Source organism: Vineibacter terrae (assembly GCF_008039615.1).
Lineage (GTDB): Bacteria > Pseudomonadota > Alphaproteobacteria > Reyranellales > Reyranellaceae > Vineibacter > Vineibacter terrae.
Map to the genome: position 1 here is coordinate 1 of NZ_VDUZ01000094.1, position 10381 is coordinate 10381.

Below are 10381 nucleotides of genomic sequence, written 5' to 3' on the forward strand. Positions count from 1 at the left end.
CTCCAGTTCGGCGAAAATCGACCTCGACTCCTCCATGGCGCCAAACTCCTACGCTACTACTCAACCCAACCCAGCCTTAACCCCTATCCCTCAAACGCAAGCTCTTTCTCTAATGCGATTGCCCTGCCGCGGGCGGATTGTCCCTTGTCGGACAGGCCGTTGGCGATCAGTATGCCGGGCGGGTCGGGGTCGAACGTTCAGGACCATCACCATGAGCCACGAGGCTGCGACCGCAAAAATATGCCGAGGGTGCTGGGAGCAGATGCACGTTCCGATCGTGCTGCGCGGCCCGCTGTCGGTGCCGTTCCGGGTCTTCGGTGTGCGCCCCAGCCGCATGAACCCGAATATCTGCACGATCTGCGAGACCATGTTCGAGCATGTCATGCGACGCAGGTCGATCGAGATCGAGGCCACGATCCTGTTCGCCGATATCCGCGGCTACACGACACTGACCCAGGCCATGGACGCAGCCGCGTTGGCGCGGCTGCTGAACTTCTTCTACGACGAATGCGCCACGGCGGTGTGGTTGCATGACGGCCTGCTGAACAAGGCGATCGGCGATTCGATCCTCGCGATCTTCAATTTTCCGCTGCGTCACGGCGACCACACGGACCTCGCGCTGGCAGCGGCCCGCGACATCCAGGCACGCTGCCATGCGCGCTGCAAGCAGGAGCTGGCCGGTTACGGCCTGGATGTCGCCGAGCTTGGGGTCGGTGTCGGCATCGACCGGGGCACCACGACCTTCGGCGAGTTCGGCACGACGCATACCGATCTCACGGCCGTCGGCCAGGTCGTGAATCGCGCTTCGCGCTTGCAGTCGGTGGCTGCGGCTGGCGAAATCCTGGTCAGCGAAGCGGCGTGGCAGGCGCTGGCCGCGGCAAAGGCCGCGCCGCAGCGGCGCGAGGTGCAGCTCAAGGGCTATGGAGCACCGCAGGTCGCATACGCCTGCTGAGGCGGCCCGATCATTCCGGTTTTGGACTCCTTGTCGCCGTACGTGGCGATATCCATATAGGCACGCCCGACGGTCGCGTTTCCTCTGCAGGCACGCGACTTTCAGTCGTTCTTGTCGTTGTTGTCACGCGTTTCGCATGGTGTGGTCGGCTTCGCGCAATTTGCGCAGGCGGATGTCGCGGCCGGTCCGTCAGGTACCGGTCCGTCAGGTAAAGGAGGGGCCCCCATGAAAAGGCGCGCTTTCGTGGCCGGCGGTATCGCTGGCGCCGCGGGGTTGACGATGCCGGCCGTGTCGCGGGCCCAGGCCAGGACCTTCCGCAGCCAGAAGGCGGCCTATCGTCTCGTGACCCTGGCCTCTGGCCTTGAGCAGCCGTGGAGCATCGCGTTCCTGCCGGATGGCCGGCTGCTGATCACCGAACGGCCCGGACGCCTGCGCGTCTTCGCCAACGGCAAGCTCGAGCCGCAGCCGCTCGCCGGCGTCCCGGAGGTCCGGGCACGCGGCCAGGGTGGGCTGCTCGACGTGTGCCTGCATCCGGCGTTTGCCCGCAACGGCACGCTCTATCTCTCGCTTGCCGCGCCGGTCGCCGGCGGCGCCCTGACCCGGGTCGTGCGCGCCCGCTGGGGCGAGGGCGGGCTGGCCGACGTGACGCCGATCTTCGATGCCACGCCGCCCGGCAGCGGCGGCAACCATTTCGGCTCGCGCATTGCCTTCGATCGTGCCGGGCTGATGTATGTGACATGCGGCGAGCGCTACCAGATGCAGCGGGCGCAGCGGCTCGACGACCTGGGCGGCAAGATCGTGCGGCTGCGTGACGACGGCAGCGTGCCGCCGGACAATCCCTTCGTCGGCCGCCGCGACGCACGGCCGGAGATCTTCACCTACGGGCATCGCAACCCCCAGGGCCTCGCGATGCATCCCGATACCGGCCGCCTGTGGTCGGTCGAGCATGGCCCGCGCGGCGGTGATGAGCTCAACCTGCTCAAAACAGGCGCCAACTACGGCTGGCCGCTGGCGACGCAGGGGATCGACTATAGCGGCGCCAAGATCAGCGATCACAAGTCGTTGCCGGGGATGGAAGACCCGGTGCGGGCCTGGGTGCCGTCGATTTCGCCGTGCGGGCTGGTGATCTACAGCGGCAGCGCCTTTCCGGCATGGCGCGGCTCCTTCTTCATCGGCGGGTTGTCGGCCAGCTCGCTGTTTCGCGTCGAGATCGACGGCGAGCGCTACGTGTCGGAGGAGCGCCTGCTGGCCGACATGTTCGACATCCGTGACGTCCGCCAGGGGCCGGACGGGATGCTGTACCTGATCTCGCGCAGCGACAACGGCACTCTCTACCGCGTCGAGCCGGCATGACCGAGGCGTCGCACCGGCATGGCCGCGATTGCTCCGTGGTCGTGCGCCCGCTAGAAGCGGCGCATGGTTGAGCTGGGTCCACTGCAGGGCGCTGGGGCGCTGCCGGTTGTGCTGGCGTCCACCAGCATCGCGCGGCGTGCGCTGCTGCAAGGGGCCGGCATCGCTTTCGAGATCGTGGCGCCCGGCGTCGATGAGGACGCCGTGAAGCGCGAGCTGGCTGGCGCCGATGCCGCTTCCCTGGCGACGGCGCTGGCGGACCGCAAGGCGCTGGCGGTGTCGGCGCGCCGGCCGGGTGCCGTGGTGATCGGTGGCGACTCGACGCTGGCCTGCGATGGCCGTCTCTTCGACAAGCCGGCAGACATCGACGCGGCCTGCGAGCAGCTGCGCTTCCTGCGCGGCCGTGTGCATGAGCTGCAGTCGGCGGTCAGCGTCGCGCGCGATGGCGAGGTCGTGTGGCGTCATATCGATACGGCGCGGCTGGCGATGCGGCCGTTCTCTGATGATTTCCTGACCCGCTATGTCGATGCCAGTCGTGATTGGCTGACCAGTTCGGTCGGGGCCTATCGCCTCGAGGGCACGGGCGCGCAGCTCTTCGAGCGCATCGACGGCGACTACTTCACCATTCTCGGTCTGCCGTTGCTGCCGCTGCTGGCATGGCTGCGCAGCGCCGGCGTGTTGCGGAGCTGATCAATGACGGCGCCCGATTTCGATTCGTTGCTGGCGGCCGCCGCCGGTCGCCGCTTCGCCTTCATCGTCGGCTGGCCGGTTTCGCATTCGCGGTCGCCGCTGCTGCACGGCTTCTGGCTGAAGGAGCGCCGGATCGACGGCTGCTACGGCCGTCTCGCCGTCGAGCCGGGGGGTGCCGCCCTGCGCGCGACCTTCGATTTCATTCGCCGCACGCCGCAGGCACGCGGCTGCAACCTTACCCTGCCGCACAAGATCGATGCCCTGGAGCTGCTCGATGTGGTCACGCCGGCGGCATCCCGCATCGGCGCCGTCAACACCGTGGTCAAGCGTGCCGACGGCACCCTGGAGGGCCGCAACACGGATGGCTTCGGTTTCGTCGAGGCGCTGCGCGCCGGTGCGCCGGCGTGGCAGCCGGCGGCAGCACCGGCCGTGGTGCTGGGAGCCGGCGGGGCGGCCCGTGCCGTGATCGCGGCCCTGGTCGATGCCGGCGTGCCCGAGCTGCGCCTCGTCAACCGGACACGGCAGGCGGCCATCGACCTCGGCGTGCGCTTTACGCCCGATGATGGCCGCACCCTGGTGGTCGATGACTGGTCACGGCGGGCTGCCGCGCTGGCTGGCGCCGGCTTGCTGGTCAACACCACCTCCCTGGGCATGGACGGCCAGCCGGCGCTCGATCTGGCGCTCGAGGCGCTGCCGACCGCGGCGGTGGTCAATGACGTCGTCTACGTGCCGTTGCGCACGGACCTGCTGCGCCGGGCCCAGGCGCGCGGCAATCCCACGGTCGACGGGCTCGATATGCTGCTGCACCAGGGGCGGCCGGGCTTTGCCGCCTGGTTTGGCGGTTCCGAGCCGGCCGTGACCCCCGCCTTGCGCACAGCCGTCGCGGGGGACCTGGGAGCCTAGGGGCCCGAGCGGCGGCGAATTGCATGTTCCAGTAGACGGGCGCTACCGGCTAATCTGTCGCGGACAGGCTCGTCGGGCCCGCGCGTTCTCGGCGTGGATCGGGGAATGGAAAAGAACCTGTTTAAATACATATGGCGGCATAGCCGCCACGATCAGCTGATCATCTTGTTCCTCGTGATCGTGGCGCAGGTCTTCTATTTCGCATCCCTCAGCATTCCCAAGACGATTGTCAACGACGGCATCGAGGGCAAGGTTTTCAAGACCATCTCCGAGGTGTCGTTCCTGCGCGTCAGCGTGCCGGTGCCGTCTTTCCTGTCGTCGTCCGGATCGCTCACGTTGTTCGACGGCATATCGCTGACGCAGTGGCCCTACCTGGTGGCCATGAGCTGCCTGTTCCTGGTGATGGTCACCGTGAACGGCATGTTCAAGAAGACCATCAACACGCAGAAGGGACGTCTGGGCGAGCGCATGCTGCGGCGCCTGCGCTACGAGCTCTACGACCGGATCCTGCTGTTCCCCTCCGCCCATTTCCGCAAGGTCAAGGCGGCCGAGCTCAGCGGCATGATCAAGGACGAGGTGGAGCCGCTGGGCGGCTTCATCGGCGATGCCTACGTGCAGCCGGCTTTTCTTGGCGGCCAGGCGCTCACGGCGCTGCTCTTCATCATGCTGCAGAGCATATGGCTGGGCTTGATCGTGATCGCGGTGCTGGCCGTGCAGGCCTTCGTGATCCCGCGGCTGCGCCGGCGCATCCTGGTGCTAGGACGGGAACGCCAGCTCACCGCCCGCCAGCTTGCCGGGCGCATCGCCGAGACGGTCGACGGCGTGCACGACGTTCATAGCCACGGCACGTCGAACTACGAGCGCGCCGACATCGCCCAGCGCCTGGGCACGATCTACCAAATCCGCTTCGACCTCTTCCAGCGCAAGTTCACGGCCAAGTTCCTGAACAACCTGCTGGCCCAGATCACGCCGTTCATGATCTACCTGATCGGCGGCTACCTGGTGCTGTTCGGCGACATGCAGGTCGGCAGCGTGGTCGGCGTGCTGCTGGCCTACAAGGATCTGCCCGGCCCGGTGAAGGAGCTGATCGACTGGGACCAGCAGCGCCAGGACGTGCAGCAGAAGTACGAGCAGGTCGCCGAGCAGTTCCAGCCCGAGGGCATGCTGCCGCCGGCGCTGCAGGCGCTGCCGGACGGGCCGGTATCGCCGTTGTCGGGCGACATCGTGCTGACCGGCGTGACCGTGGCCGACGACGGCGGCGCCAAGCCGATCGACGGCGTGAGCCTGGTGACGCCGATCGGTCGTCGGCTGGCCCTGGTAGGTCCCCAGGGTGGCGGCAAGGAAGTGCTGACCCAGGTGATGGCGCGCCTGATACGGCCGAGCGTCGGCACCGTGCGCATCGGCGATGTCGATCTCTCGTCGCTGCCGGAGACCGTCACCGGCGCGCGCATCGCCTATGTGGGCCAGGACGTCTATCTCTTCCCCGTCAGCGTGCGCGACAACATCCTCTACGGCCTCAAGCGCCGGCCGGTGATCCCGGCGGTGTACGACGATGCGGCCCGTCGCGAGCGCGAGCGGTTCGTGGCCGAGTCGCGCCGCGCCGGCAACCCCGACCTGAACCCGGCCGACGACTGGATCGACTACGAGGCGGCCGGCGCCACCGGCCCGGGCGATATCGACCGGCGCATTGTCGAGGTGCTGCGCGCCGTCGAGCTCGAGGAGGACATCTACCATTTCGGCCTGCGCGGCACGATCGATGCGATGGCGCGGCCGCGCGTCGCCGAATCGATCCTCATGGCGCGCGACGAATTGCATGCGCGGCTGGCCGATCCGGCGCTGGCGTCGCTGGTCGAGCCATTCGATCGGGCCCGCTACAACCGCAACATGTCGATCGCCGAGAATCTGCTGTTCGGCACGCCGGTCGACAGGACGTTCGATCCCGACAACATCGCGGCCAATCCGCACATGCGCGAGGCGCTGGGCCGTGTCGGCCTGGAGACCGACCTGCTGCAGATGGGCGTGGCGATCGCCGAGACCATGGTCGAGCTGTTCGCCGACCTGCCTGTGGGACATCCGTTCTTCGAGCAGTTCAGCTTCATCGCCGCCGAGGATCTGCCCGAGTTCCGCACGATCCTGAGCCGGCTGGCGGGCAAGAGCGTCGCGGATCTCGACGATGCGGCGCGCGCGCGGCTGGCAGCGCTGCCTTTCCGCTATATCGAGGCCCGCCATCGCCTGGGCCTGATCGATGCCGCCATGGAAGGCCGGCTGCTCGCGGCCCGACGCGCCTTCGCCGAGAACCTGCCGGCGGCGGCGGCCAAGGCCATCGAATTCTACGACCGCAACCTCTACAACGCGGCAGCCACGCTGCAGGACAATATCCTGTTCGGCCGCATCGTCTACGGCCAGGCGCAGGGCCCGCAGCGGGTCGGCGCGTTGATCTCGGAGGTCCTGGAAGGCCTTGAGCTGCGCGGCGCGGTCGTCGAGGTCGGCCTCGACTACAATGTCGGCGTTGCCGGCAAGCGCCTGCCGGCAGCACAACGGCAGAAGGTGGGGCTGGCGCGTGGGCTGGTGAAGCGTCCCGACCTGCTGGTGCTCAACGATGCCACGGCGATGCTGGACGGTGCTGCGCAGCAGCGTGTTCTCGATAAGATACTGGATGCCTGCAAGGGGCGGGGCGTGGTCTGGGCGTTGAATCGTGCCAGCCTTGCCGACCGCTTCGATCAGGTGATCGTCCTGCAGGGCGGCAAGGTGACAGCCAGTGGCGCACCGGGTGACATGGCTGGAGACAAGAACTTCGCCGACCTGCTGGCGGCGGGCTGAGCTCGCGAGGAGAGGCTCATGAGCATCAACGAAGAAGTCGAACTCCTGAAGACCGTGCCGATCTTCTCCAAGATCGAGCCGGCGAAGCTGAAGCTGATTGCCTTCACCAGCGATCGGATGACCTTCGACGTCGGCCAGGAGCTGTGCCACCAGGGCGATATCGGCGACGCCATGTACGTCATCCTCGGCGGCTCGGCCGACGTGCTGATCGATTCGCCCAACGGGCCCATCAAGGTGGCCGAGCTTCGTCGCAACGGCTTCTTCGGCGAGATGGCGATCCTGTGCGACATGCCGCGCACCGCCACCGTGAAGGCGCACGAGAAGCTGACCGCGCTCAAGATCCCCAAGGAAATGTTCTTCCGCCTGGTCGCCGAGTTTCCCCAGATGGCCGTCGAGATCATGCGCGAGCTGGCTCATCGCGTGGAGGACATGAACGGCAAGCTGGCGGCGGCGCAGGCGGCATGAGACTGCCGCCTTGAGCCGCCTCGACAGCTTCATCCGGCGCATGCAGGCGCAGCGCGACTGCCTCAACTGGGCGGCCGGCCAAGTGCGCGGCATGGCTGGGCCGATCCTGGAGATCGGCCTCGGCAACGGCCGCACCTACGACCATCTGCGCGAGCTTCTGCCGGGCCGCGACATCCATGTGTTCGAGCGCGAGGTGCGGGCGCATCCCGACTGCGTGCCGCCGGCACACCATCTTTTCCTCGGCGACGTGCGCGAGCAGCTGCCGCGCGCCACGCGGATGCTGGGCCGCAGCGCCGTGCTGATCCACAGCGATCTCGGCACCGGCGACCATGCCGCCAACATGGAGATGGGCACGTGGCTGGGGCCGGCCCTGGACCAGCTGCTGGCGCCCGGCGGCTATGTCGTCGCCAACCAGCCGCTCGACGTCGCGCGCTGGATCCGCCTGCCCGAGCCGGACGGTGTGCCCAAGGACCGCTACTTCCTTTACCGGGCGGCGCCTTGATCGGTCGGGCCGCGCCGCTCCAGCGGCGCTCTTTGCATGGTCTGCCGGAGCGGCGCGGCTACACTCAGCCCGCTGCCGCGCCCAGCTCCTGCTGCACCACGTTCAGCCAGTAGGCGGCGCCCGTGACGATGATCTCGTCGTTGAAATCGTAGAGCGGCGTGTGCACGTAGTGGCAGCCGCCGGCTTCGTCGCCACCGTTGCCGATCATGATGTAGGCGCCGGGCTTCTTCTCCAGCATGAAGGCGAAGTCCTCGGCGCCGGTGATCGGCGGGGCGTTGCCGTCGACATTCTCGGCGCCGACGGTGGCGGCGGCAGCGGCGATGGCGATGGCCGTCTGGTCGGCGGTGTTGACCAGCGGCGGATAGCGGCGCTGGTAGGTGTAGTCGACGCTGCAGCCCCAGCTCCCGGCCGTGCTGCGGGCGACTTCGCCGAGGCGGCGCTCCAGGATGTCGCGCACAGCCGGCCGGTAGCTGCGTGACGTGCCGCGCACGGTGACGTCCGACGGGATGACGTTGGGGGAATTGAACGCTCCGGCGGCGATGTGACCGACGCTTAGCACCGCGGTATCGGTCGGCGGCACATTGCGGCCGACGATGCCCTGGACCCCCAGGATGAAGCTGGCCGCCGGCATCGTCGGGTCGGTGCCGCGGTTGGGCGCCGAGCCGTGGCCGCCGGTGCCATGGAACACCGCGGTCCACGAGTCGCTGGCGGCCAGCATCGGGCCGCTGCGGATCGCGAACCTGCCGACCGGCAGGCCGGGCGCGTTGTGCATGCCGTAGACGGCGTCACAGGGGAAGAGGTCGAACAGCCCCTCCTCGATCATGACCCGGGCGCCGCCGAGGCCCTCCTCGGCCGGCTGGAAGATGACATGCACCGTGCCGGCGAAATCCGGATCGGCGGCGAGCTGGCGCGCGGCGCCCAGCAGCATGGTCGTGTGGCCGTCATGGCCGCAGGCGTGCATCTTGCCGTCGATGGTCGAGCGGTGGGTGAACGCGTTCTTCTCCTGCAGATGCAGCGCGTCCATGTCGGCACGCAGGCCGATCGTCTTCTGCCCGGCACGCTTGCCCTTGAGCGTGCCGACCACCCCGGTCTTGGCCAGGCCTTGATGCACGGCAAAGCCCCAGGACGTCAGCTTCTCGGCGACGATGCTGGCGGTGCGCACCTCCTCGAAGGCCGTTTCCGGATGCCGGTGGATGTCGCGCCGGATCGCGATCAGCTCGGGCTCAGTCGCCTTCAGCCGCTCGATGACGCCACGCGTCATGCCTGATCTCCAGGGCTTCCGGTCGCGCGGCGGATCAGCCGCAGCAGGATCAGGAACACGACCGCGCCCACGACCGAGCCGATGAAGCCCGCGGCCTGGCCCGGCTGATAGAGCCCCAGGGCCTGGCCGCCATAGGTGGCGATGAGCGATCCCGCGATACCGATCACGATCGCCATGATGATGCCGCCCGGATCCCTGCCGGGCATGATGAGCCTGGCGATCAGGCCGACGATCAGGCCGATGACGATCGTGATGATGATGTCCATGACAACGCTCCCTTCCAACGCTCGACTGGTGGACCTGCCGTCATGCTTCGCCTGTCATCCGCTCTCCGGCACCGTGGCGGCAGGTGTGGCGCTTGCCGGCTGGGGAAGCCGCACGCGCAGGCGCCGGATGCGGCGCGGGTCGACGTCGACGATCTCGAACTCGCAGCCCGAAGGGTGGCGGATCACCTCGCCGCGCTCCGGAATGCGGCCCGCCAGCGAGAAGATCAGGCCGCCCAGCGTATCCACCTCGCCGCGTTCCTCGTCGTTCAGCACGGGGCCGACCATCTCCTCGAACGCGGCGATGGGGGTGCGGCCGGTGGCGTCGAAGCTGCCATCCGGCCGCGCCACGAGGCCGACCATCTGCTCCGTGTCGTGCTCGTCCTCGATCTCGCCGACGATCTCCTCGACCAGATCCTCGATCGTGAGCAGGCCGTCGGTGCCGCCGAACTCGTCGACAACGAGCGCCATGTGCACACGCTGCCGGCGCATGTCGAGCAGCATGTCCGACACCGGCATGGTCGGGGCCACGAAGCTCACCCGACGCAGCACCTCGCGCAGATGGAAACGGCGGCCGCTGCCCCAATAGGCGAGCACGTCCTTGATGTGGATCATGCCGATCACATCGTCGAGAGACTCGCGATAGACGGGATAGCGCGAATGCGCCTCCTGCTGGATCAGCTTGACGGTGTCCTCCAGGGACGTGTCGATGGCGATGCCGACGATATCGGCGCGTGGCACCATGACGTTGGCTACAGTTTTGGCCCGCAGACCCAGGATGTTGGCGAGCAGATCGCGTTCTTCCTCGCCCAGCGCCGGCTCATCGGTCGACGCGTTGCGCAGCTCGGGATGCTCCTCGATGAGCTCCTCGATGACTTCGCGAATCTCCTCGCCGCGGTTGCGCCTGCGCAACTTGCGCAGGATGCGTCGCAGCGGGCCGCCTTCGGATGCCCCGGGCGCGCCGGAACTTCGGTCGGACGACGGTTCGGACATGACGGGGCTACTATAGGGATCGCAGCGGCCCGGCGAAAGATGCGACTGCGTGTCGGCCAGGGCAATCGCATTAGAGAAAGAGCTTGCGTTTGAGGGATAGGGGTTAAGGCTGGGTTGGGTTGAGTAGTAGCGTAGGAGTTTGGCGCCATGGAGGAGTCGAGGTCGATTTTCGCCGAACTGGA

At 67.8% G+C, this 10381-nt stretch carries 10 protein-coding genes; 7 read left to right on the top strand and 3 right to left on the bottom strand.

Annotated features, from left to right (window positions below):
• Positions 1 to 262 precede the first annotated feature (262 nt).
• From FHP25_RS39985 to FHP25_RS40015, 7 genes are all read left to right on the top strand, one after another.
• Positions 263 to 952 carry an adenylate/guanylate cyclase domain-containing protein gene (locus FHP25_RS39985; protein ID WP_147852599.1) on the top strand — a complete coding sequence of 230 codons (690 nt, stop codon included), beginning with the start codon at positions 263 to 265 and terminating at the stop codon, positions 950 to 952.
• A gap of 225 nt (positions 953 to 1177) precedes the next feature.
• Entirely contained in the window at positions 1178 to 2305 is a 1128-nt protein-coding gene (locus FHP25_RS39990) for a PQQ-dependent sugar dehydrogenase (RefSeq protein WP_178134142.1), read from the top strand.
• Positions 2306 to 2368: 63 nt separating this feature from the next.
• A complete protein-coding gene (locus FHP25_RS39995) occupies positions 2369 to 2992 on the top strand; it encodes a Maf family protein (RefSeq protein WP_218578991.1) in 624 nt (207 codons plus the stop codon).
• Positions 2993 to 2995: 3 nt separating this feature from the next.
• Positions 2996 to 3895 carry a shikimate dehydrogenase gene (locus tag FHP25_RS40000; RefSeq protein ID WP_147852600.1) on the top strand — a complete coding sequence of 300 codons (900 nt, stop codon included), beginning with the start codon at positions 2996 to 2998 and terminating at the stop codon, positions 3893 to 3895.
• Positions 3896 to 4000: 105 nt separating this feature from the next.
• Complete coding sequence (locus tag FHP25_RS40005; protein ID WP_147852601.1) at positions 4001 to 6715, top strand: ABC transporter transmembrane domain-containing protein; 2715 nt, start codon at positions 4001 to 4003, stop codon at positions 6713 to 6715.
• Positions 6716 to 6733: 18 nt separating this feature from the next.
• Complete coding sequence (locus FHP25_RS40010) at positions 6734 to 7180, top strand: cyclic nucleotide-binding domain-containing protein (RefSeq protein WP_147852602.1); 447 nt, start codon at positions 6734 to 6736, stop codon at positions 7178 to 7180.
• A 10-nt stretch (positions 7181 to 7190) separates the two neighbouring features.
• A complete protein-coding gene (locus FHP25_RS40015) occupies positions 7191 to 7682 on the top strand; it encodes a class I SAM-dependent methyltransferase (RefSeq protein WP_147852603.1) in 492 nt (163 codons plus the stop codon).
• 64 nt (positions 7683 to 7746) lie between these two features.
• Here FHP25_RS40015 and FHP25_RS40020 read toward each other — a convergent pair whose 3' ends face one another.
• From FHP25_RS40020 to FHP25_RS40030, 3 genes are all read right to left on the bottom strand, one after another.
• Positions 7747 to 8943 carry a M20 aminoacylase family protein gene (locus tag FHP25_RS40020; protein WP_147852604.1) on the bottom strand — a complete coding sequence of 399 codons (1197 nt, stop codon included), beginning with the start codon at positions 8941 to 8943 and terminating at the stop codon, positions 7747 to 7749.
• Positions 8940 to 9209: a GlsB/YeaQ/YmgE family stress response membrane protein gene (locus tag FHP25_RS40025; RefSeq protein WP_147852605.1), complete on the bottom strand. Its 270-nt coding sequence runs from the start codon at positions 9207 to 9209 to the stop codon at positions 8940 to 8942. The genes FHP25_RS40020 and FHP25_RS40025 overlap by 4 nt, the downstream gene beginning before the upstream one ends.
• 54 nt (positions 9210 to 9263) lie before the next feature.
• Positions 9264 to 10381 (bottom strand): hemolysin family protein (locus FHP25_RS40030; protein ID WP_231712645.1); only part of this gene is annotated, 1118 nt, incomplete at its 5' end.